This window comes from Methyloparacoccus sp. NF-16 (assembly GCF_056880625.1).
The window spans coordinates 1,679,776-1,700,827 of sequence record NZ_CP174130.1; the positions used below are offsets into that span (position 1 = coordinate 1,679,776).

Genomic DNA, 21,052 nt, shown 5'->3' on the forward strand with positions numbered 1-21,052 from the left:
ACGTTGAATCATGGCGCATCCCGACACGGAATCGAAGGCCGGCATCGAACTGCCCGCCATCGCGCTGACCGAAACCACCGGTTTCGCCCGTCGCCTGGCGCGCTCGCTTACCGGCATCCTGACGCTGTTCCTGCTCAGCCTGACGCTGACGCCCTGGCAACAGAACATCACCGGCATCGGGCGGGTGGTCGCCTACGCCCCGCTGGAACGCCAGCAGACCCTGCAGGCTCCGGTCGAGGGTCGCGTGGTGCACTGGTGGGTACGCGAGGGTTCGATCGTCAAGGCCGGTGATCGCATCGCCGACATCAGCGACAACGACCCGGAACTGGTCCGCCGCCTGGAAACGGAGCTGATGACCCAGCAAGGACGCATCCAGACCATCCAGACCCGCATCGCCGCCACCGAGAACCAGGCGGCCATGGCCGAGCAGTCACGTGCCATGTCACTGCAGGCGGCCGACTCCCGGGTGCGCATGGCCAGCGAACGGGAACGCGCTGCCCGCCACGCGGTGGCCGCGGCAGAAGCCGCCCTGCGCACCGCCCAGCTCAACTTCGACCGGCTGCAGACCCTGCAGGACAAAGGCCTGGCGTCCACCCGCAGCTATGAACTGGCCACCCTGGAGCAGACCCAGCGCCGTACCGAACGGGATCGCGCCCTGGCGACCCTGGCGGCCGCCGCCAACGAGGTCGAGGCCATCCGTTCCGACCGCCGCAAGACCGATGCGGACACCGAGTCCAGCGTGCAGAAGGCGCGCGCCGACCTGGCCAAGAGCCGCGAGGAACTGGCCTACGCGACGGCCGAAAAGCTCAAAGTGGAAACCCGCCTGGCCCGGCAGATGACGCAGACGGTCAAGGCCCCCCGCGACGGCACCATCCTGCGCCTGGCGGTCAGTTCCCAGGCGGAGGTGGTCAAGATGGGCGATCCGCTCGCCGTGCTGATCCCGGCCACCGAGGAGCGGGCGGTGGAACTGTGGGTCGATGGCAACGATGTCCCCCTGATCACGCCGGGGCGCAAGGTGCGCCTGCAATTCGAGGGCTATCCCGCGATCCAGTTCTCCGGCTGGCCGGAAGTGGCGGTTGGCACCTTCGGCGGCATCGTCACCCTGATCGACTCCACTGACAACGGCCAGGGCAATTTCCGCATCGTGGTCCTGCCGGACCCCGGCGATCTGCCCTGGCCCGGCGAACGCTTCATCCGCCAGGGCGTCAGGGCAAATGGCTGGGTGCTGCTCAACCGCGTGCGGCTGGGCTATGAGCTGTGGCGGATCTTCAACGGCTTCCCGCCGATCTACCTGCCCAGCCATCCCGACCTGAAGAAGTCCGAGTCGGCTGGGCAGAAGCCCAAAGGCGGGGACAAGGACGCGGAAAGCAAATGAACCGCCGCGCCTGCCTCTGGCTGAGTACCCTCCTGTGCGCCTCGCTGGCGCAGGCCGGCACGCATCATGGCGCCGCCGGCAAGCACGCTGGCGGGGAGCACAAGCCCCGCCAGCGCCTGGAGATCAGCGCCGACAGCCTGCCGGCCAGGAGTCGCGTCCTGACCCTGGACACCGTCGTGCGCTCGGCGCTGGAAAGCTTCCCGTCGCTGATCGCGGCCGCCCGGCGCAAAGACATGGCCGCAGGGGAAAAGCTGGCGGCCGAGGGCGGCTTCGACACCAGTGTCAAGCTGTTTACCCGCGCCGATGTGGTCGGCATCTACCAGAACCAGATCGTCGACCTCGGCATCGAGCAGCCGACGCCCTACTGGGGCACCACCTTCTTCGGCGGCTACCGGCTCGGTTCCGGCAAGTTTGCGATCTACGACGCCAAGGCCACGACGGCGGAGGGTGGCGAGTTTCGCGCCGGCCTGACCATTCCCCTCTGGCGCAACCGCACCATCGACCGGCGCCGCGCCAGCCTGGCCCAGGCTGAGCTCGCGCAGCTGATCGCCCACCACGAGTACGACACCGTGCTGCTGGAACTGCAACGCATCGCGGCACAGCGCTACTGGGACTGGGTGCTGGCGGGCCAGCGCCTGGCGGCCGCGCGCGCGCTGCTGCGCATCGCCGAGACCCGCGACGCCGGCCTGCGGGCGCGTATCACCAGTGGCGACCTGCCCGCCATCGACGCCACCGACAACCAGCGCGCCATTCTCGAACGCCGCGAGCGGGTGGTCGCGGCGGAACGCCTGCTGGAACAGACGGCGATCCAGCTGTCGCTGTACCTGCGCACCCCGGACGGCGAGCCGCAGTTGCCCGCGCCGGACGACTTGCCGGAAGGTTTCCCGGAACCACGGCTGCCCGAGCGCATGCAACTGGGCAGCGCCATCGACGAGGCCATGAGCCGGCGGCCCGAGCTCAAGCGCCTGGAGCATCAGCGCAAGAACGCCGAGATCGACCGCGACCTGGCCCACAACCAGCGCCAGCCGGCCATCGACCTGACCGTGAGCGGGGCGCAGGACGTCGGCGTCGATCCGCTGACCCAGTACTACGAGATCAACCGCAGCCAGGTGTTTCTCGGTGTCTCGGTGGACCTGCCGGTCCAGCAGCGTGTCGCCAGCGGCAAGATCGCCAGCTCCGAGGCCAATCTCGATCGCATCGCCGCCGACATCCAGCTGGCCGGCGACCGCATCGCCGCCGAGGTCAAGGATGCCCTCTCGGCGCTGAACGCCGCCATCAAGCGGGTGCAGATCGCCCGCCAGCACCGGGAGACCGCCGTGCAGATGGAGGAAGGCGAGCGCACGCGCTACGAACTGGGCGACAGCAACCTGATGTTCGTCAACCAGCGCGAACTCGCCAGCGGCGACGCCGCCATCCTGGTCGCCGAGGCGATGAACAGCTTTTTCAAGTCCATGGCCGATTACCGCTACGCCCTGGGCCAGCTGCAGCAGGAGGACGGTCACGAGACGCGGAAAACCCGGTATGACTGAGCAGCCACCACGGGTCCGTCGGCGACCCTGGCGACAGGCGCGCGCTCAGGCGTGCCGCGCGGGATTGGCTGCGGCCAGACCACGCAGGACGAGAACCGCCAGGGCCAGGACGGCGAACGCCGCGCCGGCGGCAAAGGTGGCCGGGGCGCCGTAAATGTCCCAGAGCAGGCCGGCGAGACCACTGGCGACGAGCATGGCCAGGCCGCCGAGCAGGCTGTAGAAGCCGTAGGCAGTGCCGCGCAGGTCGGCCGGTACGGTATCGGCCACCATTCTCGCCAGCAGCCCCTGGGTGATGCCCATGTGCAGCCCCCATAGCGTGATGCCGGCCCAGACCCATGCCCAGTGGCTGCTGCAGGCCAGGATCGCATCGGCAGCCACCAGGACTGCCAGGCCAAGGGCCAGCAGCCGGGTATGGCGAACCCGATCGGAAAGCCGGCCGAAGGGATAGGCGGTGAGCGCGTAGACCAGGTTCATGCCGATCAGCACGAGCGGCGTCAGGGCGATGGGCAGCCCGCCCTGCTGGGCCCTGAGCACGAGGAAGGCCTCGGAGAAGCGCGCCAGGGTGAAGACGGCGCCGATACCGGTTACCCACCAGTAGGCCCGGGAAAGACGCCGCAGATGACGCCCCTGGATCGGATGGCCGGTTGCCGGTGGACGCGGCCGGGCCTCGGGCTCCCGCACGCCGAAGAACAGCAGCGCCACGGCCAGGCAGCCGGGGATGATGGCCGTCCAGAAAACGGCGCGGAAGTCGTTTGCCCAGGCCAGCATCAGCCCCATCGCCAGCAGGGGGCCCAAGAAGGCGCCCAGGGTATCCAGCGACTGGCGCAGGCCGAAGGCGGCGCCCCGGATGGCCGGTGGCGCCAGGTCGGCGACCAGCGCGTCGCGCGGCGCCCCGCGGATGCCCTTGCCCGTTCGGTCGACGAGACGCGCGGCGAACACCAGCCCCGGGCTTGTCGCCAGCGCGAACAGGGGCTTGGACAGAGCCCCCAGACCATAGCCGAACAGGGCCAGGGGCTTGCGCTTGCCCCAGAGATCGGACAGCACGCCGGAGAAAACCTTGACGATCAGGGCGGTGGCTTCCGCCGCCCCCTCTATCAGCCCCACCTGCAGAAAACTGGTGCCCAGGGAGGCGACCATGAATACCGGCAACAGGCTGTGGATCAGCTCGGAGGAGATATCCATCAGCAGGCTGACGAAGCCCAGTGCCCAGATGGCGCGCGGCATGCGGGGGACCGTGCCCGATGCGGCGGCGCCGGCATGACAGCGTGCGCTCATTGCGCCGCGGGATGGCAAGCCCCAGCCGGGTGGACGGCGTCCTCGGGCACGGGCTTCGCGGCCAAGGCTAGCGCCGTGTCCGGGGCCTGCCGCCCGGCTGGCGCGCCGCAGTTTTTGCCGGCCGCGCGGACCTGTCCGGGTGCCCGGCGGAACCGCCGACGGCAGGCGCCAGGCCGACGAAGCCAAGGAGCTGCTCGACCTGCTCCGGCGGCAGTTCCAGGAAGGTCCGCGCGCGCAGCCGGGGCGGCAGGTCGATATGCGCGAAGCGCACCCGGATCAGCCGGCTGACGGTGATGCCCTGCGATTCCCAGAGGCGGCGCACGATGCGATTGCGACCCTCGCGCAAGGTCACGTGGAACCAGCGGTTGGCGCCTTCCCCGCCGGCCTCGTGCACGGTTTCGAAGCGCGCCGGACCATCCTCCAGCTCGACGCCGCGGGCCAGTCGCTCCAGCATGCGCTCGTCGACCGGACCGAGCACGCGCACGGCATATTCCCGCTCGATTTCCCGCGACGGGTGCATCAGCCGGTTGGCCAGCTCGCCATGATTGGTCACCAGCAGGAGGCCCTGGGTATTGATGTCCAGCCGGCCAACGGCGATCCAGCGGCCCCGGGCGGGGCGCGGCAGCTGGGTGAAAATCACCGGGCGCCCTTCCGGATCGCGCCGGGTCACCAGCTCGCCGGTGGGCTTGTGATACAGCAGCACGCGCACCGGCTCGTCCTGCTGGGCGTCGAGGTTCAGCGGACGTCCATTGACGATCAGCCGGTCTCCCGGCTGGTAGCGATCGCCCAGCTGGGCATAGCGCCCGTTCAGGGACACCCGGCCCTGGCGAATCCACGTCTCGATCTCGCGGCGGGAGCCCAGGCCGAAGCGCGCCAGGACTTTCTGCAGGCGTTCGCCGGCCGGATCGGCCGGCGGCGCCGGCTTGGGGTCAGGATGGGGTCGGTTCTGGCTGGGGGTTCGCATCGTCGCTGGTATCGGGAAGGTCGGCAGTGGCAGGGGGTTGCGCGGCCGCCGGGATCGCGGCGGCCACGGCGGGCAGTTCCGGCTCCGGTTGCTGCAGGAAATCCTGCATGGGTGGCAGGTCTTCCAGGCCGGTCAGGTTGAAGTAGTCGAGAAAGCGCCGCGTGGTGGCGAACAGCGCGGGCCGGCCGGGTACCTCCTTGTGCCCGACCGCGTGTATCCATTCGCGTTCGAGCAGGCCCCGGATGATGCCCGAACTGACGGCAACGCCGCGGATGTCCTCGATCTCGCCGCGGGTGAGCGGTTGCCGGTAGGCAATGATGGCCAGGGTTTCGAGAAAGGCCCGCGAGTAGCGTCCCGGCCGATCCTCGAACAGGCGCCCTATCCAGGGTGAATAGTCGGCGCGCACCTGCAGCCGGTAGCCACTGGCCACCCGCTGCAATTGCAGCGGGCGCGCGGCATAGTCGCGCTCGACCTCGCCCAGCGCCTGCAGCAGGGTCTCGTCGTCGGGTCGCTCGCTTTCGCCGAACAGGCCGGCAAAGGCCGCGAGATCCAGCGGCCGGCCGGCGGCCAGCATGGCCGCCTCGAGGATATGGCGGAGTTCCATGCTCAGGCGACCGCTTCTGCCGGTGTCGGGGTCCTGACATGCAACGGCCCCAGGGGTTCGTCCTGGAGAATGTCGATCAGGCGCTCCTTGCTCATTTCCAGGATGGCCAGCAGCGACACCAAGGCGCCCGCCCGCCCCTCGCGCGGCTCGAACAGGGCCGTGAACGGCAGGCTGGCATGGGTCTGCAGGCGGGCCAGAATGCTGGCCATGCGCTCGCGCACCGAGAGCGGCTCGCGCCGGATCTGGTGATGGGTGGAACGCTCGGCGCGCCGCAGCACCTCTTCGAAGGCCAGCAGCACCTCCTTCAGGCCGACCTCCGGATAGATCCTGTTGACCTTGATCTGGCTGGTGTCGGCCGAGGTCTCGTGCACCTCGCGCTCGCAACGGGGCAGTTCGTCGAGCGCCTGCGCGGCGGCCTTGAAACGCTCGTATTCCAGCAGCCGGCGGGCGAGTTCGGCGCGCGGATCGTCCTCCGCCGCCGGCGCCTCGACCGGGCGCGGCAGCAGCCAGCGGGACTTGATCTCCGCCAGGATGGCTGCCATGAGCAGGTACTCGGCGGCCAGCTCGATCCGCAGTTCCCCCATCATCTCGATGTAGGCGATGTACTGGCGGGTGATCTCGGCCACGGGGATGTCCAGGATCGAGAAGCCTTGCCGGCGGATCAGGTAGAGCAGCAGGTCCAGCGGGCCCTCGAAAGCTTCCAGGAAGACTTCCAGGGCGTCGGGCGGTATGTAGAGGTCGTCCGGGAGATCGTGCAGGGGTGCGCCCCGGACACGCGCCAGCGGTATCGATTCGCCTTCGGTGGCCGGCGGCGCCGGTGGTTCGCGGACCTCGGTGCAGTCAGCCGTCATGAAACGCCGGCGATCCCCATCAGCAGGCCGCGCAGCAGGTGCATCGGCAGCCCCAGGAACAGGCCCAGGATGCCGGTGAACATCAGGCCCAGCAGGATGAAGAAGCCATAGGGCTCCAGCCGGGCCAGCTTGTCGGCCAGGTGATAGGGCAGCAGGCCGACCAGCAGGCGGCCGCCGTCCAGTGGCGGGACCGGCACCATGTTGACCAGCGCCAGCATGGCGTTGAACAGGATGCCGATCATGCTCATCAGGCGCAGGGGATCGAGGTAGGGGCTGTCGTCCGGCAGCAGGCCCGAGGCGCGCGCCACCAGGGCCCAGAAGATGGCCATCAGCAGGTTGGCGGCGGGACCGGCGATGGCAACGATGGCCATGTCGCGGCGGGGATTGCGCAGGCGCCCGAAGTCGACCGGCACCGGCTTGGCCCAGCCGAACATGAAGCCGCTCTTCATGGCGATCATCAGCCCGGGGATGAGCACGGTGCCGACCGGATCGATATGGTGCAGCGGGTTGATCGACAGCCGCCCCTGGCGCTCGGCGGTATCGTCCCCGCAGAGCCGCGCGGCCCAGCCGTGGGCCACTTCGTGCAGGGTGATGGCAAACAGCACCGGCACGATGCCGGCTATCACGAGTTGTTCGATGGAATACTGGTCCATGAGCGGTTTCCAGGTAGGGTGGGGTTAACGCAGCGATTCGACGATGCCCTTGCCTTGCCGCAATATCTCCGGCCGGTCACCGGTAAAACCGATGATGGTGGTGGGCTGGTAGGCCACCACGCCGGCGTCGATGATCAGATCCACCTCCCGCTCCAGGCGGTCGCGTATCTCCTCCGGGTCGGTCATGGCCGCGTCCTCGCCGGGCAGGATCAATGTCGAGCTGAACAGGGGCTCGGCCAGCTCCCTGGCGATCGCCTCGGTTATGGGATCGTCGGGCAGCCGTATGCCGATCGTCTTGCGCTTGGAGTGCTGCAGCCGTTTGGGAGTTTCCCGGGTGGCGCCGAGGATGAAGGTGAACGGGCCCGGTGTCAGGGACTTGATCAGCCGGAAGCTCTCGTTGGTGATGCGCGCGAACGTCGAGACCTGCGAGATGTCGATGCAGACCAGCGTGAAGTTGTGGTCTTCCTCCAGCCGCCGGATGCGGCGGATGCGTTCCAGCCCTTCCTTGTTGTCCATCCGGCAACCCAGCGCATAGGAGGAATCGGTCGGATAGACGATGATGCCGCCGTCACGGACGATGTCCACCGTGCGGCGGATGAGCCGGGCCTGCGGGTCCTTGGGATGTATCTGGAAGAACTGTGCCATGGCCGCATTCTACACCAGCGATCCGGGCGATCCGTCCGGGCGCGTGCCGGCCACGGCCGGCTTGCGGGCGACATCATCACGCAGGTAGACCGGCAGCGCCAGCTCCGCCGGCACACCGCCCTCCCGGGGAAAGCGTCGGGCGGCCAGCCGCGCCACCGCGCCGGCGCCCGGGAACCGGTCGGAGAGGACCGCCGCCAGGCAGCCTTCGGCCTTCCGGGACAGGATATCCGCATAGGTGGACCAGCCGCTGCCGATACCGATGCCGGCCATGCCAGGCGGAACCGTCACGGTAGCGGCGGGACAGACGCGCTCCTGCCCGGCCAGCTGCGGATAGCCGTCGGCATCACGATCGTAGACCGCCCAGTAGACCTCGTGCATGCGGGCATCGAGGCAGGGATAGGCGCGCGTCAGGGCCGGATAACGGGCCAGGGCGTCGAAGGCCAGGGCCGCCAGCGTCGAGATCCCGATCACCGGCAGGTCCAGCCCCAGCGCCAGGCCCTGGGTAACCCCGGCGGCCATGCGAACCCCGGTGAAGGACCCCGGTCCACGGCCGAAGGCGATCAGGTCCAGCGAGCGGGCCGGGCAATCGGCCTCCGCCAGCAGCGCCTCGATCATCGGCAGGATCAGCCGGTTGTGTTCGCGGGGAGCCAGCTGGTACCGCTCATGCAGGCTGTCGCCGATCAGGAGGGCCGCCGAGCAGGCCTCCGTCGCCGTCTCAATGGCCAGCACCTTCATGGGGCGGCCGCCGGAATGGCGTGTTCGTGGGCGAAGAAGGCGGTGACGTCATCGAGGGAACGGCTCCGGGGCAAGGGCGGCAGGCTGTTCAAGAAGGTTTTCCCATAAGGTTTGGCAAGCAGGCGGGGATCACAAAGCATCAGCACACCGCGGTCCTCGTGGTCGCGAATCAGCCGCCCGACGCCCTGCTTCAGGGCGATGGTCGCGGCCGGCAGCTGATGGCAGGCGAACGGATTCAGGCCGGCACGGCGCAGGCTGTCCAGCCGGGCAGCCAGCACCGGATCGCTGGGCGCCGCGAACGGCAGCTTGTCGATGATGACGCAGGACAGGCTGGGGCCCGGCACGTCGACGCCTTCCCAGAAGGTGGCGGTACCGAGCAGCACGCCGTTGCCGGCGCGCTTGAAGGCTTCCAGCAGGCGCGATTTCGGCTGTGTTCCCTGGACGAACAGAGGATAGTCGACCGCCGTCGCCAGCCGGGCAGCCGCCTCGGCCAGGGCCTGATGCGAGGTGAACAGCATGAAGGCCCTGCCCTGGCTGGCGGCCAACACCGGCAGGCTGGCCTCGACGACCCTGGCCGTGTAGTCCGGCGCGGCAGGACCGGGCATGCCCTGCGGCAGATAGAGCAGGCAGCGGTTACGGTAGTCGAAAGGACTCTCCCAGGCCTCGCAGCGGGCGTCGTACAGGCCCAGTTGCCGGGTGAAATGATCGAATCGCCCGTTCACCGTCAGGGTCGCGGAGGTAAAAATCCAGGCGGCCCTGGAGGTGCCGCGGAAACGGCCGAATTCCTCGGCGAATGCCAGCGGCGTCCGGTTGAGGGTGAAGCCTCGCTTGCGCGTCTCGAACCAGCGCACCTGGTTTTCCGCCTCGCCGTCGAAGAACAGCTGCAGGCGCTGGTCGAGTTCCCGGCAGCGCTGCCGGCAGGACTCCAGTCCCTTGCCCCGCACCGCCAGCGGTTGCAGCAGTTCCGCGAGCGTCAGCAACTGCCGGCAAACGGCCGCCAGCGCCTCGGCAAGCTCGGTATCCTGCGCCACCGCCTGCCAGGCATCGCGGCGCGCCTCCAGTCCCAGCGCCAGTCGCGCATCGTCCACCAGGCGTTCGAGCCGTTCCGCCTCCTCGGCCAGGGTCTGGGCGTCCGGGGCGTCGCGCAGGCGTTCCACGCCGATGTCGCTGGCCAGTTCATGCAGCTGGCGCGAGCTGATCGAGAGCCCCAGGAACTGGGCGGCCGATTCGAGGAACTGGTGAGCCTCGTCGATGATGACGGTATCGGCGGCCGGCAACAGCTCGCCGAAGCCTTCGTTGCGCAGCGTCCAGTCCGCCCACAGCAGGTGGTGATTGACGACCAGGATGTCGGCCTCGCGTGCCCGGGCGCGCGCCCTGACCAGATGGCAGTCGGCATAGTGGGGGCAGTCCTGTCCCAGGCAGTTGTCCACCGTCGAGGTCGCCGCCGGCCACAGGGGGCTCTGTTCGGGCACCTCGACCGCCTCGCCGATGTCGCCGGTCTGGGTCCGGCGGGCCCAGCGGCGTATCGCCCCCAGATGGCTGGCTTCCTGGCTGCCGTGACCGGCGCGGAATCCCAGCACATGTTCGAGCCGGTACAGGCACAGGTAGTTGGAACGTCCCTTGAGCAACGCGATGCGCAGGGGCTGCCCGAGCACACGGCGCACCATGGGCAGGTCCTTGGCCACCAACTGGTCCTGCAACGTCTTGGTGGCCGTCGAGATGAGGGTTCTTTTACCGGACAGGAACGCCGGCACGAGATAGGCGAGGGTCTTGCCGGTCCCGGTGCCGGCCTCGGCCACCAGGCAGCCGCCCGCTTCGACGGTCTCCGCCACCGCCACCGCCATCGCGGACTGGGCCGGGCGCAGCCGGAAACCCGGCAACGCGCTGGCCAGCGTCCCGCCCAGGCCGAGAACCGCCGCGAGATCGGGTCGCACCTAGTAGCGGGCCTTGTCCATGGCCTCGGCCGCGCAGCTGGCATCGCCCTTGAGGCGGCAGGCCTCACCGATGATGCGCCAGTTGCCGCGGACGAGTTCGGCATTGTCCCTGGCGAGAAGGTTGGATTTCCTCGCCAGATCCTCGGCCAGCCCGGGCTGCTGCTGCCGCAGCCGCACGTCCGCGAGCACATGCCAGAGTTCCGGGTTCTTGGGCTGGATGCGGATGGCGCGCTCCAGCGACGCGGCCGCATCGGCGTAGCCACCGGAGCGGAACTGGCTCTCGATGTCGCCCTGCAGCGCGACCACCGCGGGCGGTGCGTTCATGGCAAACAGCCTGGGTGCCGGCGGTGGCGTCAGCGCGGGCGAGACCGGCTCGCTGGCGGCGGATGGCCAGACCGGCTCCGCGGCCGCGGGCGGCGTTGCGTCCTCGGGCGGTCCATAGGGGACGGGCTCGGCGGTTTCCACCGGCGGCAGCGATTCGGGGATCGGGTTCACCCCATAGGGGGAGGACGAGTAGCCCGGCAAGATCTCCCGCGGCGCGGACTCCGAGGGCAGGCTTTCCTCGAGCAGGGGCGGTCGCGAACTCGGCAGCGGGGTGATCGTGGGGGTCGGCATGGATTCGGTCGCCGCCGGCTGCGGCGTGACGGCCGGTGCCGGTTCGGGCAAGCGGACCGGCTCGACTATCGGGGCCGGCGCCGAACGCTGTCCGCCGATGCCGGCGCAGCCTGCCAGCAAGAGCGCCGGCAACAGGACGAGGCAGCGAAACCGCTGGTCAATGCCGAGCGAAGCGGCTGGATGGCCTTGCGGCAGGCCGCTCCGGTTTCGCGCTGGCGATACGCTCGGGACAGGAGTGATCATGGCCGGAAAGCATACCGGAAATTCCCGCTCCCGCCGCAGGAAACCCTTGCCCGGCGACGCGCGGAGCCCCCCTGAACTTTTACCGCCATGGCCTGTCCATGGGCTCCGAATGTCCGGCGGAATGTTCTTGCCGGACGCGAAATTTCGGGATCAGGGATTGGCGATTGATCGGTCGCTTTGTTGTGCAAGGCAGGGCGCTTCGGTATATTCGCAGAGACTGTATCTAATGACACGCGGCCCACAACCCCCGTCCTTAGCATCCAGCCCGAGCCATTCACACTATAACAATCGATCTGTCACGATCGAGTGAGGGAACAGAACATGCGCAACATCAAGGTCATGAAAAACAGCCTGGCCGCCCTGGGATTCCTGGCTGCCAGCCTTCTTCCACTCTCCGCCTGGTCCCATGGCGGCGCCAGCGTCGACACCGACCAGTGCCGGGTCCAGATTGGCTCTCACCTGGTGCACTTTACCGCTTACCAGCCGCAGCTGACCGGCACCACCGAATACTGCAACGCGATTCCCGAGACTGGCCCCACCACTGTCGTCTTTGACTACGAGGGCAAGGCGCTCCGCAACATGACGGTCGAGTTCGAGATCACCAAGGAGCCGGAAGGCACCCGGGTCTTCTACCAGCCGCCCAGCACGCACCCGAACGGCACCTTCAACTCCATCGTGAACTTCACCGAGGCGGGCAAGTACCGCGTGCACATCACCCTGGTGAACGAAGGCCAGAAGGTGGATGAGCACATCGGCCTGGCCGTCGGCGCGGGCGCCAGCGGTATTCCGACCAGCACCCTCATCGTCGTCCTGACCCTGCTGGTGGCGGGCGGCTACATCTTCTACCTGTCCAACGCCGGCTTCAAGAACGCGGTCGACAAGCTGATCTCCAAGAAGCAGGCCTGATCGTTGACCGGCCCGTTGCCACGGGCCGGTATCCCGGCGCCAGGATGGGGGAAACCCTGTCCTGGCGTTTTACCAACCACGGTTAACCGCCATGTCCAGACTAACGCTCGCTACCCTCACGGCTTCACTGCTCGTAACGCTGCCCCTGCCTTCGGCCGCCGTCTTCAAGGCGCCCCCCACGGCCAAGGTTGAAGCGGGTCAGGCCGAGCCTTTCTGCAACAGCGGCGCGCCACCCGAATGGCGACAGGCGCAGGTGGTGGAAGGGGTGCAGATACAGGAATCGCGCTCCTGCAATCCGGACAACCCGAACGACATCGCCGCCTTCGTCAAGGGCACGAACAACATATCCATGGAAACCCTCATGGATACCTCAAATGTCGCCGCCGATACCCTGACCCTGAGCAACGATATCGACAAGGATGGCGATCCCGACCATTACATCATCAAGCTCGAAATCATGGAGGTCAACGGCCACTCGCCCGACTTCCCGGGCGTGGTCCCCACCTTCGACATCGCCCCGGGCATCCAGCCGAGCTTCTGGGTCTTCACCCCCAAGAGCCGCGACATGTCGACCCGCAGCTTTGCCAGCGCCGAGGCCAACCCCTTGCTGCGCATGCCCTCCCCGCCCATCCGCGTCGAGCAGGGTGACGTGGTCTGGCTGGTGGTCGAGAACTCGCACTATTTCCCGCACTCCATCCACCTGCATGGCGTGGATCATCCCTTCATGGATCATGCCGGCGAAGGCAATGATGGCGTGGGCCAGACCAGCGAGATGGACATCATGCCCGGCCAGAGCAAGACCTACGTGATCCGCCCGCGGCAGGCCGGCACCATGTACTACCACTGCCACGTGCAGCCGCATACCCACATCGCGATGGGCCTGGCGGGCATGTTCATCGTCGAGGAAAACCGCCCGAACAACTGGCCGCAGGTCTTCAACATCGGCGCCGGCCAGGTGCGGCATCCCTCGGTGGCGGTACTGGAAAAATACAAGCAGGAATACGACCTGCACTACCAGTCGGTGGACAAGGAACTGCATTCGATCCCGCAGTCGGCCAACGACGTGCGCCTGGTGGCCAAGAAGATGAACCAGGAATACGACATGACCGACGCCACGGATGACTACTACCTGCTCAATGGACGAGCCTTCCCCTACACCCTGCGCGAGTCGCTGATCACCGTCAATCCCAGCGAGAAGGTGAAGATTCGCATCCTGAATGGCCATACCGAACCGATGGGCCTGCACATTCATGGACACAAGGCTACCGAGACCGATTACGACGGTGTGCCGGTGAATCCCGCCGCCCAGGTCACGCGCGATGTCTACAGCTTGACGCCGGCGCAGCGTCTGGACCTGGCGCTCAACACCACCGATGATGGCCTGCACAGCTTCGGCTCCGGTCTGTGGATGTTCCATGACCATACCGAGAAGGCCTTCACCACCGACGGCATGGGCGAAGGCGGCAGCATCAGTCTGGTCGCCTACAAGGATTACGTGGACGAGAACGGCACCCCCAAGAGCCACGGCATGGATCTGAAGCCCTACTTCACCCGGGAGTTCTGGCAGCGCAAGATCCCCGTCTGGCAGGATCACATGGAGGACTGGAGCCCCCTGGGCGCACCGGCCGGCACCATGGATACCAAGCCCGGCATCAACGCCGGCAACGAGTTGCTGCCGCCGCAGGCAGCGCCTGCCGCCGGACCTTCCGCCAGTGGCGGGACCGCTCCCGTCGCCCCCGCCGGCAATGGCGGCGGCCTGTTCTCCGGCCTGCTGCTCGGCATGGCGGCTTATGTCCTCTACCTGAACCGCGCAAAGGTCATGGCACGACTGGGCCAGCTGCCTTTCCTGGCCAAGCACAAGCAATGAGGTGGATAGCGATGCTTAACCAATCCCTGAAGTTTGTTGGCGCCGGCCTCTTGTTGACCGCGTCGCTGGGTCAGGCCGCCGAAAAGACCGAGACCTTCGCCGAGCACAAGATGCTCATGGACCATGGCGGCGGCCATCTCATGGACATGGAAGGCGGCATGGTCATGGGGCAGAACAAGGACACCCTGCCGCCCGGCTGTTCACGGGTGAGCGAGGACGTGTCGATCACCGTGCGCGCCGGCCACAAGTATGCAAAGGATTATCCCGGCACCATGTTCGGTTTCGATACCCATGAATGGCGTGTCAAGCCGTGTACCCGCCTGACCGTGAACTTCATCAACGAGGACCACATCCGCCATCAGTGGATGATGCATGGCCTGCCCAAGTTCATCTACGACAAGGGCATGTTCCATCTGGAGATGACCGGCCCGGCGAAGATATCCGGCACCCTGATCCTGCCCGCCGAGGACAGGACCTATCTGGTCCATTGCGACATTGCCCAGCATATGGAAAAGGGCATGAAGGGCCAGTTGATCGTTGGCAAGGGCAGCACGCCCTTCCCCAGCATCCCGGGCATCACCGATTTCGTGGTTCCCGACGACTATGGCCCCAAGGTTCCCGACTCGGTCAAGCTGCCGCCACCCGCACCGGCCGGCGCACCGGCGGCGGGCGTGTCCGCCGGCAACAGCGCCACACCAACGTCGTCCAGCAATGGCACGTTCCTGCTGGGCTTGGTACTCGGCATCGTGGGTACCCCCCTGGGTATCGGCTACTATCGTCGGCGCTTTGCCGGCATGTCGGGGCAGGAGGTCGCCACCTGCCTGGTGGATGGCAGCCGCTCCTGGCTGGACAGGCTGATCGGCTTTCTTACCACCCTGATCGGCGGCGTGCACAAGAAGTAGCCGGGTTCCCTGCTGCCCGGCTTCCGGAGAAGCCGGCGATTGGCCGTCGGGGTGACATGACGTCATCCGGCGGCCTTTTCATGTCTGGAGCATCCAGCGCTGGCGCAAACATCGCTCGCATCCATTCCGGGGCATGCCGCACCATTTCGGTGATGCGGCAAGTCCCACGGGACCGGAGCGCCCCGTTATCAGGCCGCTCGCACCAGTAATGACCTGGCCTGAACCTTGCTTGCCTCTCGCGATCCCCTTGATGAGGTCATGCAATGGATAACGTCAACCAAAGTCAGGACGTGCTGTTTGTGCTGCTCGGCGCCATCATGGTGCTGGCCATGCACTCCGGGTTTGCCTTCCTGGAACTCGGCACCGTCCGCCGCAAGAATCAGGTCAACGCGCTGGTCAAGATCCTGGCGGATTTTGCCGTATCGACCATCGCCTACTTCTTCGTCGGCTATTACCTGGCCTATGGGGTGCAGTTCTACCATGCTGCCACCCAATTGACGGCCGACCATGGCTACGCGCTGGTCAAGTTCTTCTTCCTGCTGACCTTCGCCGCGGCGATACCCGCCATCATTTCGGGCGGCATCGCCGAACGCGCGCGCTTCAACCCGCAGATCGCCGCGACCTTCCTGCTGGTTGGCCTGGTTTACCCGTTCTTCGAGGGTATCGCCTGGAACAACCATTTCGGTGCCCAGGCCTGGCTGGAAAAGACTTTCGGCGCCCCCTTCCACGATTTTGCCGGCTCCGTTGTGGTGCATGCACTGGGCGGCTGGGTCGCGCTCACCGCCGTGTTGCTCATGGGGCCGCGCCGGGGACGCTACCACCGCAACGGCGGCATGTCGGCCCATCCGCCATCCAGCATTCCCTTCCTGGCACTGGGCGCCTGGATATTGACCGTGGGCTGGTTCGGCTTCAACGTCATGTCGGCGCAGACCTTGCATGCCATCAGCGGCCTGGTGGCCATCAACTCTCTCATGGCGATGGCCGGCGGCACGCTGGCGGCGTTGCTGGCGGGCCGCAACGACCCGGGCTTTGTCCACAACGGCCCGCTGGCGGGGTTGGTGGCCGTCTGTGCGGGCTCCGACATCATGCACCCGGCCGGCGCCCTGGTGCTGGGTCTCTGTGCCGGCGGGCTGTTCGTCGGCATGTTCACCCTGACGCAGAACCGCTGGAAGATCGACGACGTACTCGGCGTGTGGCCCCTGCATGGCCTGTGCGGCGCGCTGGGCGGCCTGGCGGCCGGCCTGCTGGGGCAGCCCTCGCTGGGAGGGCTCGGCAAGGTCGCCTTCATGTCCCAGTTGCTGGGCACGGGACTGGCCATCGTTGTCGCCCTGACCGGCGGCTTTCTGATCTATGGCGTGTTGCAGCGCCTTTTCGGATTACGGCTGGATCCAGAGGAGGAGTTCACCGGTGCCGACCTGACCATCCACCGGATCAGCGCCAGTCCGGAGAAGGAGTCCGGCTGGTAGGAGGTATCGGCCCCGACCCTGCGGCACGCCGCTGCCACAGGGTCGCGATACCATCGGCGAGACACTCAGGCGTCGCCGTGCACCAGCCTGGCCAGCTGGATCGCCGGGCTGAGGACGCTACCCTGGAACTGCAACCAGTTCAGGAGACCGTCCAGATACACGATATGCGGCGCGACACCCTGGGAGGTGATCCGCACCACGCACTGATGTCCTGGCCCTTCCCAGAGAGAAAAGGTGACTTCCCCGGCATCGACTTCCCGGCGCGTCATCGGCTCGTAGCCTTCGGCCAGGATGGCCTCGACCACATCGTCGGGATGCCTGACCTTGCCGCCGAAATAGCGGGTGACGTCGGCGGGCTGGAATTCACCGCCCTTGTAGGTAAAGAACAGGGCTGAGCTGGATGCCTGGGTCATGCTTGCGCTCCTCGTCAAGGTAAAACAGCGATTGTAACAACCTTGCCCCAGAATGAGAGATTCCGGCGGCAGCCGCCGGGGCCCTCCGTGCCGGTTGCCGAATACGGACGACTCTCTCACACTAGCCGTTTCCAACAGCATCGGATTCACCCCCACGGCATGCCCCGCTCCGCGCTCAAATCGCTGCACGAGACCCTGGCGCTGGCGACCGGGCTGGGCATGCTGGGCGTCGCCTGCCTGCTGTGGTCGCCGCTGGCCCTGATACTGAAGATGCTGCTGCCGGAACGCCACGGGCGCGCACTCGGACGGCGGGTCATCAGCCTCGCGTTCCGGGGCTACCTCCACGTCCTCGGTGCCCTGAACTGGGTCAAGGTCGATCTTGCGGCGCTCGACAACCTGACCCGGCAACCGGCGACGATCATCGCCCCCAACCACCCCAGCCTGCTGGACGCCGTCCTGATCTTCTCGCGCATTCCCGACATCGGCTGCATCGTCAAGGCTCCGCTGCTCGACCATGCCCTGCTGGGTGCCGGTGCCCGGCTGGCCGGCTACATTCCCAACCATCGGTGCCATGACATGATTCGCCTGGCCGTCCGCGAGCTGCGCGAAGGCCGTCATCTGCTGCTGTTTCCGGAGGGCACGCGCACCTCGCGACCACCGGTCGACCCCCTGCGCAGCAGCCCGGCGCTGATCGCGCGCCGGGCGGGAGCGCCCATCCAGACCCTGCTCATCGAGATGAATGTGCCATTCCTCGGCAAACACTGGCCGCTGCTGCGGCGCCCGAGCCTGCCGATCGTGGTGCACGTGCGGCTGGGACAGCGGTTCCCGCCCCCCGGAGAGGTACGCGCCTTCACCGGCACGCTGCAGCGGCATTTCGAGTCCGAACTCCGGCCGGTTTCCCCGGAGCCGGCCACCGAATCCCTGTCCATCTGTTCCGCCAACCCATGAAAGCGTCCACCACCCATCTGGTGCTGATCCCGAGCTACAACCCCGGGCGCAAGCTCCTCGAGACGGTCGACGCCGCCCGCCAGTACTGGAATCCGGTGTGGGTCGTTGCCGACGGCAGCACCGATGGCTCCACCGAACTGCTGGCGGCCCGGATCGCCAAGGACAGCGGCCTGCGCCTGCTGCAACTGCCCGGGAACCGCGGCAAGGGCGCCGCCGTGCTGGCCGGTCTTGAGGAAGCGGCAGCGGCGGGATACACGCACGCATTGACCCTGGACGCCGACGGCCAGCATCCGGTGGCACTGATCCCCGAGTTCATGGCCGCTTCGCGGCGGCGCCCCGAGGCCATGATCCTGGGTCTGCCGGTCTTCGACGAGCAGGCGCCGAGGGTGCGTGTCCGCGGGCGCAGGATTTCCAACCTCTGGGCCAATATCGAGACACTCTGGTCCGGAATCGGCGATTCCCTGTTCGGTTTTCGCGTCTATCCGGTACAACCGCTGCTGAGGATCATGTCCCGCCAGCCCTGGATGCGGCGCTTCGATTTCGACCCCGAGGCTGCCGTTCGCCTGTGCTGGCATGGCGTGCCGGCCATCAACCTGCCGGCGCCGGTACGCTACCTGAGCGCCGCGGAAGGCGGCGTATCGCATTTCCACTACGGGCGCGACAACCTGCTGCTCACCTTCATGCATGTCCGCCTGGTGCTGGAGTCTCTCCTGCGGCTGCCCGGCCTGCTGATCCGGTGGCTGTCGGAGCGAGCCTAGTCCCGGCAGGGGCGCGCCACGAACAGCACATTCGCGAAAGGGGTGCCGCTGCTCATGGGCTGCGCTTCCGGCGTGAATCCCGCCTGCCGCAGCAGCGCATCCCAGGCCTGCCGGGTTCGGCAGCTGAAGCGCCGCCGGCCATAGCCGCGCAGCCAGGCAACGGTATGATCGACCAGGTTGGCGCGCCGCTGGCCGAGGCCGGCAGCCCGATCGCCGACCCGCAGCAGCAGGCGGCCATCGGCCGGCAGCCCGTACCGGATGCGTTCGAGCAGCCGCGGCTGCGCCTCGGCATCGAGATAGTGGAGCACGTCGAAGAGCACCACCACATCCGCCGCTGGCCACGGCAGGTCGAGCAGATCGCCGCATTCGAATGCAGCCCTGGGGCCGAGCGCCATCCGCGCGCGCTGGATGTCGACCCGCAGGGCGTCGATGCCCCGGTAGCCGCGCAGGGATGGCGGCGCCGGCAGGCCGGCAGGCCAGTCGCCGGCATCCCTGCGTTCCCGCGCCGCCCGCAGCCAGGCAGCCAGGAGACCCTGCCCGCAACCGAGATCCAGCACCCGCGCCCGGTCGGGAATCAGCGCCTGCTCCAGCAGGGCGGAGAAGATCGGATCGCCGGCCAGCTTGCCCTGGGCGAAATGCCGCGCATAGAGGCCGGCCGGGCGATAGGCCTCGGCCGCCGACCGGACCAGCGTCTGGCGGAACGCATCGGGCAGCTGCGCCCTCATGCCAGGGTTTGCGGCAGGCTGACCGGCCGCAGGCCCGCCGCCCGCGCTGCCGCCAGAACCTGCGGCAGGGCTTCGAGGATGACCGGGCGACCCGCCGGGGTACGCGCGGCGTTGCCGTCATGCAGGAGCAGGATGTCGCCCGCCGCCAGGCCCCGCAGCAGACGCCGGCTGACTTCGGCGGGCGCGCCTTCGCGCGTGTCGAAGGCGCGCCGGGTCCAGCTGGCCAGTTGCAGGCCAAACCGGCACAGGGCCGGCTCCAGCAGGGGGTTGCGGATACCGAACGGCGCCCGGAAGAACCGCGGCGCCTGGCCGGTGATGTCGGCCAGCGTGGCCTGCGCCGCGCCCACCTCCGCGACGAACCCCCGATAGCCGGACAGGGCAAAGCCGAGCCGGTGGCGATGGCTGTGGTTCTCCACGCTGTGGCCACGCGCGACCATCGCACGGCACAGGGCGGGATATCGCCGCGCCTGCTCGCCGATGCAGAAGAAACTGGCGCGCGCGCCCGCGGCCTCCAGCACGTCCAGCACGGCCGGCGTGACGTCCGGATCGGGGCCGTCGTCGAGGGTGATGGCGATGTCGCCCCGGGCCGCGGCGGCGGTCGGCAGCCGGGTCCAGTTCGGCCCCAGCAGGCGGCTTCTGGGCCACATGCCCGCGGCCGAAATGAGCGCCTGATCCAGGGCGACCGCGCCGGCGCACCAGGGCCAGAGCCCGCCGTCGAGGCCGGATACGATCACGGCGCCCGCGTGTAGGGCCAGGGAGCCCGCGATGAAGCCCGCCGGCCGCCAGGGTCTTGCGGCGAGCGCGACAGGCTCTCGGCGAACCCCGGTAACATATTGCGAACCTTGTTGCGTCACTCCCCCTCCCTCACCTGCGTGCATGCCCGTGGCCCCGGAAAAACCCCAAGTTCCCCACCCCGCCCTGCATCCGCATTTCAGCGACCTCGGCGAGAAACAGGCGTTCCTGCGGCGTGTCTTCGACGACTCGGCCAAACATTATGAACGCATCGCCAGCTGGGGATTTCTCGGTACCGGCGGCTGGTATCGCCGCCAGGCGCTGGCGCGGGCCGGGCTGCGGCCCGGCATGCGGGTGGCGGACATCGCCGCCGGCACCGGCATCACCGCCCGGGCGGCCGCCGCACTGGCCGGCGATCCCGCGCTGGTCACCTGCGTGGACCCGAGCGGCGGCATGCTGCGGGAATCCCGGCGGCGGCTTCCCGCCGCCCGGCATGTGCAGGCCGGGGCCGATGCCGTCCCCCTGGCCGACGCGACGTTCGACCTGCTCAGCATGGGCTTCGCCCTGCGCCACGTCGAAAGCCTGGACATGGCGTTCGGCGAGTTCGCCCGCATCCTCAGGCCCGGCGGACGCCTGCTGATCATGGATATCACCAGGCCCGAGGGTAACACGGCATACCGGCTGGCACGCCTGTATTTCCGCGATCTGATGCCGCGCCTGACCGGCATCGTCACCGGCAGCCGGCAAGCCCGCCAGTTGATGGAATACTACTGGGAGACGCTGGATCGCATGGTGGAGCCCGCCTGCGTGCTGGCGGCCCTGCGCCAGGCCGGTTTCGAGATGCCGGATCGGCATGTCGAAGCCGGCATCTTCAGTGAATACAGGGCCGTCAAGCCATCGGCCTGACCGTGC

21 protein-coding genes are annotated in these 21,052 nt (G+C 67.8%); 9 read left to right on the forward strand and 12 right to left on the reverse strand.

Features of this window, described 5'->3' with window-relative positions; translation table 11 throughout:
* The first annotated feature begins 10 nt into the window (after positions 1 to 10).
* Together ACH5N8_RS08070 and ACH5N8_RS08075 are read left to right on the forward strand one after the other, a co-directional pair.
* A complete protein-coding gene (locus tag ACH5N8_RS08070) occupies positions 11 to 1,375 on the forward strand; it encodes an HlyD family secretion protein (RefSeq protein ID WP_483280924.1) in 1,365 nt (454 codons plus the stop codon).
* Positions 1,372 to 2,904, forward strand: coding sequence for a TolC family protein (locus ACH5N8_RS08075; RefSeq protein WP_483280925.1), 1,533 nt, complete (start codon positions 1,372 to 1,374; stop codon positions 2,902 to 2,904). The genes ACH5N8_RS08070 and ACH5N8_RS08075 overlap by 4 nt, the downstream gene beginning before the upstream one ends.
* Positions 2,905 to 2,949: 45 nt before the next feature.
* Here the strand turns inward: ACH5N8_RS08075 and ACH5N8_RS08080 are convergent, their stop codons facing one another.
* The 9 genes from ACH5N8_RS08080 to ACH5N8_RS08120 all read right to left on the reverse strand — a co-directional run bounded on the left by ACH5N8_RS08080 (position 2,950) and on the right by ACH5N8_RS08120 (position 11,423).
* Positions 2,950 to 4,128, reverse strand: a complete 1,179-nt coding sequence (locus tag ACH5N8_RS08080) for an MFS transporter (protein ID WP_483280926.1) — start codon at positions 4,126 to 4,128, stop codon at positions 2,950 to 2,952.
* 118 nt (positions 4,129 to 4,246) lie between these two features.
* On the reverse strand, positions 4,247 to 5,143 hold the full coding sequence (gene rluB / locus ACH5N8_RS08085; RefSeq protein WP_483280927.1) for a 23S rRNA pseudouridine(2605) synthase RluB: 897 nt from the start codon (positions 5,141 to 5,143) through the stop codon (positions 4,247 to 4,249).
* Positions 5,109 to 5,747: an SMC-Scp complex subunit ScpB gene (gene scpB / locus ACH5N8_RS08090; RefSeq protein WP_483280928.1), complete on the reverse strand. Its 639-nt coding sequence runs from the start codon at positions 5,745 to 5,747 to the stop codon at positions 5,109 to 5,111. The genes rluB and scpB overlap by 35 nt, the downstream gene beginning before the upstream one ends.
* A gap of 2 nt (positions 5,748 to 5,749) precedes the next feature.
* Complete coding sequence (locus ACH5N8_RS08095; protein WP_483280929.1) at positions 5,750 to 6,598, reverse strand: segregation and condensation protein A; 849 nt, start codon at positions 6,596 to 6,598, stop codon at positions 5,750 to 5,752.
* On the reverse strand, positions 6,595 to 7,251 hold the full coding sequence (locus ACH5N8_RS08100) for a site-2 protease family protein (protein ID WP_460026237.1): 657 nt from the start codon (positions 7,249 to 7,251) through the stop codon (positions 6,595 to 6,597). Before ACH5N8_RS08100 ends, ACH5N8_RS08095 begins: the two co-directional genes overlap by 4 nt.
* Positions 7,252 to 7,275: 24 nt before the next feature.
* Complete coding sequence (locus ACH5N8_RS08105; RefSeq protein WP_460026238.1) at positions 7,276 to 7,896, reverse strand: L-threonylcarbamoyladenylate synthase; 621 nt, start codon at positions 7,894 to 7,896, stop codon at positions 7,276 to 7,278.
* Positions 7,897 to 7,905: 9 nt separating this feature from the next.
* Positions 7,906 to 8,631, reverse strand: coding sequence for a tRNA (adenosine(37)-N6)-threonylcarbamoyltransferase complex dimerization subunit type 1 TsaB (gene tsaB, locus ACH5N8_RS08110; protein ID WP_483280930.1), 726 nt, complete (start codon positions 8,629 to 8,631; stop codon positions 7,906 to 7,908).
* Positions 8,628 to 10,565 (reverse strand): DNA repair helicase YoaA, encoded by a 1,938-nt coding sequence (gene yoaA / locus ACH5N8_RS08115; protein ID WP_483280931.1) that lies wholly within the window; start codon positions 10,563 to 10,565, stop codon positions 8,628 to 8,630. Before yoaA ends, tsaB begins: the two co-directional genes overlap by 4 nt.
* A complete protein-coding gene (locus ACH5N8_RS08120) occupies positions 10,566 to 11,423 on the reverse strand; it encodes a tetratricopeptide repeat protein (protein WP_483280932.1) in 858 nt (285 codons plus the stop codon). It lies immediately after the preceding gene.
* Between the two features lie 321 nt (positions 11,424 to 11,744).
* On the opposite strand from ACH5N8_RS08120, the gene ACH5N8_RS08125 reads away from it, so the two are divergent.
* From ACH5N8_RS08125 to ACH5N8_RS08140, 4 genes are all read left to right on the forward strand, one after another.
* A complete protein-coding gene (locus ACH5N8_RS08125) occupies positions 11,745 to 12,329 on the forward strand; it encodes a hypothetical protein (RefSeq protein ID WP_483280933.1) in 585 nt (194 codons plus the stop codon).
* A gap of 91 nt (positions 12,330 to 12,420) precedes the next feature.
* On the forward strand, positions 12,421 to 14,196 hold the full coding sequence (locus tag ACH5N8_RS08130) for a multicopper oxidase domain-containing protein (RefSeq protein ID WP_483280934.1): 1,776 nt from the start codon (positions 12,421 to 12,423) through the stop codon (positions 14,194 to 14,196).
* An 11-nt stretch (positions 14,197 to 14,207) separates the two neighbouring features.
* The gene (locus ACH5N8_RS08135; protein WP_483280935.1) at positions 14,208 to 15,098 is read left to right on the forward strand and encodes a cupredoxin domain-containing protein; all 891 of its coding nucleotides are present in this window, start codon (positions 14,208 to 14,210) and stop codon (positions 15,096 to 15,098) included.
* A gap of 263 nt (positions 15,099 to 15,361) precedes the next feature.
* On the forward strand, positions 15,362 to 16,564 hold the full coding sequence (locus tag ACH5N8_RS08140; RefSeq protein WP_483280936.1) for an ammonium transporter: 1,203 nt from the start codon (positions 15,362 to 15,364) through the stop codon (positions 16,562 to 16,564).
* A gap of 65 nt (positions 16,565 to 16,629) precedes the next feature.
* Here the strand turns inward: ACH5N8_RS08140 and ACH5N8_RS08145 are convergent, their stop codons facing one another.
* Positions 16,630 to 16,977, reverse strand: a complete 348-nt coding sequence (locus ACH5N8_RS08145; protein ID WP_483280937.1) for a hypothetical protein — start codon at positions 16,975 to 16,977, stop codon at positions 16,630 to 16,632.
* 159 nt (positions 16,978 to 17,136) lie between these two features.
* Here ACH5N8_RS08145 and ACH5N8_RS08150 point away from each other — a divergent pair, with 159 nt between their 5' ends.
* Together ACH5N8_RS08150 and ACH5N8_RS08155 are read left to right on the forward strand one after the other, a co-directional pair.
* Entirely contained in the window at positions 17,137 to 17,925 is a 789-nt protein-coding gene (locus tag ACH5N8_RS08150; protein WP_483280938.1) for a lysophospholipid acyltransferase family protein, read from the forward strand.
* The gene (locus ACH5N8_RS08155) at positions 17,922 to 18,683 is read left to right on the forward strand and encodes a glycosyltransferase family 2 protein (protein WP_483280939.1); all 762 of its coding nucleotides are present in this window, start codon (positions 17,922 to 17,924) and stop codon (positions 18,681 to 18,683) included. The genes ACH5N8_RS08150 and ACH5N8_RS08155 overlap by 4 nt, the downstream gene beginning before the upstream one ends.
* On the opposite strand, the gene ACH5N8_RS08160 is transcribed toward ACH5N8_RS08155, so the two are convergent.
* Together ACH5N8_RS08160 and ACH5N8_RS08165 are read right to left on the reverse strand one after the other, a co-directional pair.
* Positions 18,680 to 19,408 (reverse strand): class I SAM-dependent methyltransferase, encoded by a 729-nt coding sequence (locus tag ACH5N8_RS08160; protein ID WP_483280940.1) that lies wholly within the window; start codon positions 19,406 to 19,408, stop codon positions 18,680 to 18,682. The two genes, ACH5N8_RS08155 and ACH5N8_RS08160, sit on opposite strands and share 4 nt — an antisense overlap.
* Positions 19,405 to 20,142, reverse strand: a complete 738-nt coding sequence (locus ACH5N8_RS08165) for a polysaccharide deacetylase family protein (protein WP_483280941.1) — start codon at positions 20,140 to 20,142, stop codon at positions 19,405 to 19,407. Before ACH5N8_RS08165 ends, ACH5N8_RS08160 begins: the two co-directional genes overlap by 4 nt.
* 142 nt (positions 20,143 to 20,284) lie before the next feature.
* On the opposite strand from ACH5N8_RS08165, the gene ACH5N8_RS08170 reads away from it, so the two are divergent.
* Positions 20,285 to 21,046, forward strand: coding sequence for a class I SAM-dependent methyltransferase (locus ACH5N8_RS08170; protein WP_483280942.1), 762 nt, complete (start codon positions 20,285 to 20,287; stop codon positions 21,044 to 21,046).
* The last annotated feature ends 6 nt before the right edge of the window (positions 21,047 to 21,052 follow it).

Bases quoted from the DNA above. Each gene is read 5' to 3' on its own strand.
- scpB (WP_483280928.1), bottom strand. From the start codon at position 5,747: ATGGAACTCCGCCATATCCTCGAGGCGGCCATGCTGGCCGCCGGCCGG.
- ACH5N8_RS08105 (WP_460026238.1), bottom strand. From the start codon at position 7,896: ATGGCACAGTTCTTCCAGATACATCCCAAGGACCCGCAGGCCCGGCTC.
- ACH5N8_RS08100 (WP_460026237.1), bottom strand. From the start codon at position 7,251: ATGGACCAGTATTCCATCGAACAACTCGTGATAGCCGGCATCGTGCCG.
- ACH5N8_RS08125 (WP_483280933.1), top strand. From the start codon at position 11,745: ATGCGCAACATCAAGGTCATGAAAAACAGCCTGGCCGCCCTGGGATTC.
- ACH5N8_RS08080 (WP_483280926.1), bottom strand. From the start codon at position 4,128: ATGCCGCGCGCCATCTGGGCACTGGGCTTCGTCAGCCTGCTGATGGAT.
- ACH5N8_RS08150 (WP_483280938.1), top strand. From the start codon at position 17,137: ATGCCCCGCTCCGCGCTCAAATCGCTGCACGAGACCCTGGCGCTGGCG.
- ACH5N8_RS08135 (WP_483280935.1), top strand. From the start codon at position 14,208: ATGCTTAACCAATCCCTGAAGTTTGTTGGCGCCGGCCTCTTGTTGACC.
- ACH5N8_RS08155 (WP_483280939.1), top strand. From the start codon at position 17,922: ATGAAAGCGTCCACCACCCATCTGGTGCTGATCCCGAGCTACAACCCC.
- ACH5N8_RS08170 (WP_483280942.1), top strand. From the start codon at position 20,285: ATGCCCGTGGCCCCGGAAAAACCCCAAGTTCCCCACCCCGCCCTGCAT.
- ACH5N8_RS08160 (WP_483280940.1), bottom strand. From the start codon at position 19,408: ATGAGGGCGCAGCTGCCCGATGCGTTCCGCCAGACGCTGGTCCGGTCG.
- ACH5N8_RS08120 (WP_483280932.1), bottom strand. From the start codon at position 11,423: ATGATCACTCCTGTCCCGAGCGTATCGCCAGCGCGAAACCGGAGCGGC.
- ACH5N8_RS08070 (WP_483280924.1), top strand. From the start codon at position 11: ATGGCGCATCCCGACACGGAATCGAAGGCCGGCATCGAACTGCCCGCC.
- ACH5N8_RS08095 (WP_483280929.1), bottom strand. From the start codon at position 6,598: ATGACGGCTGACTGCACCGAGGTCCGCGAACCACCGGCGCCGCCGGCC.
- rluB (WP_483280927.1), bottom strand. From the start codon at position 5,143: ATGCGAACCCCCAGCCAGAACCGACCCCATCCTGACCCCAAGCCGGCG.
- tsaB (WP_483280930.1), bottom strand. From the start codon at position 8,631: ATGAAGGTGCTGGCCATTGAGACGGCGACGGAGGCCTGCTCGGCGGCC.
- ACH5N8_RS08130 (WP_483280934.1), top strand. From the start codon at position 12,421: ATGTCCAGACTAACGCTCGCTACCCTCACGGCTTCACTGCTCGTAACG.
- ACH5N8_RS08075 (WP_483280925.1), top strand. From the start codon at position 1,372: ATGAACCGCCGCGCCTGCCTCTGGCTGAGTACCCTCCTGTGCGCCTCG.
- ACH5N8_RS08145 (WP_483280937.1), bottom strand. From the start codon at position 16,977: ATGACCCAGGCATCCAGCTCAGCCCTGTTCTTTACCTACAAGGGCGGT.
- ACH5N8_RS08140 (WP_483280936.1), top strand. From the start codon at position 15,362: ATGGATAACGTCAACCAAAGTCAGGACGTGCTGTTTGTGCTGCTCGGC.